At 64.0% G+C, this 1,174-nt stretch carries 1 protein-coding gene; it reads left to right on the top strand.

Annotated elements, in window-relative coordinates; genetic code table 11:
• Nucleotides 1-1,084: group II intron reverse transcriptase/maturase (ltrA, locus tag I8J34_RS24070; protein ID WP_230411994.1), on the top strand; the 1,084-nt coding region annotated here is incomplete at its 5' end.
• Nucleotides 1,085-1,174: the final 90 nt, after the last annotated feature.

The raw sequence follows: 1,174 nt of genomic DNA, 5'->3' as shown, positions 1-1,174 counted from the left end.
CTTACTGGATGGCAGTTATCGGCCCCACGCCGTGCGGCGCGTCCAGATCCCGAAATCCGGTGGTGGGGTGCGCGAACTGGGGATTCCGACGGTGACGGATCGGCTGATCCAGCAAGCCCTGCTGCAATCGTTGCAGCCCATCATTGATCCGACGTTCTCCGAACACAGCTACGGCTTTCGTCCGGGACGCCGTGCGCACGACGCGGTGCTCGAGGCACAGCGCCACGTGCAGGACGGTTACCGGGTGGTGGTCGATGTGGACTTGGAGCAGTTCTTCGACCGGGTCAATCACGACATCCTGATGGAACGGCTATCAAGGCGTATCACGGACAAGGCCGTACTGCGGCTGATCCGTCGTTACCTGGCAGCCGGGATCATGGATGGCGGGGTGGTCGTGCAGCGGTACGAGGGTACGCCGCAAGGCGGACCGCTGTCGCCGCTGTTGGCCAATGTGCTGCTCGACGAGGTGGATCGGGCGCTGGAGCGCGGTGGCCACCGCTTCGTGCGCTACGCCGATGATTGCAACGTGTACGTGCGCAGTCGTCGTGCAGGTGAGCGGGTGCTGGAAGGGCTGCGAAGGCTCTACGACCGACTCCACCTGAAGGTCAATGACGCCAAGACGGCTGTTGCACCGGCCTCGAACCGCAAGTTTCTGGGCTACGCCTTCTGGCACGGCCCAGGCGGTCAGGTCAAGTGTAAGGTTGCCGCCAAGGCCAAAGAGGCCTTCAAGCAACGCATTCGGGAAATGACGCGTCGCTCGGGTGGGCGCAGCCTGCCGGAGCTTGCCGAACGACTGCGGACTTACATGCCGGGCTGGAAGGCGTACTTCCAGCTTGCGCAGACACCCAAGGTGTTCCGCGAACTCGACGAGTGGATTCGTCACCGGCTGCGTGCAACGCAGCTCAAGCACTGGCGTCGGGGCACGACGATGTACCGGGAGTTGAAAGCAATGGGCGCCTCGGAGACGGACGCCCGCAAGGTGGCCGCAAACAGCCGGCGTTGGTGGCACAACAGCCGTCAAGCGCTGAACCGTGCGATGCCCATTGCCTACTTCGACCGGCTCGGCGTACCTCGGCTCTCATGACCTCAACTGCTCGAACCGCCCGGTGCGGACCCGCATGCCGGGTGGTGTGGGAGGGGATCGGTCAGAATACCTGACCGCCCCTATCCCGAT

This window comes from Denitromonas iodatirespirans, from assembly GCF_018524365.1.
Taxonomy (GTDB): Bacteria; Pseudomonadota; Gammaproteobacteria; order Burkholderiales; family Rhodocyclaceae; genus Nitrogeniibacter; species Nitrogeniibacter iodatirespirans.
This window is presented reverse-complemented; position numbering and strand designations above follow the sequence as displayed.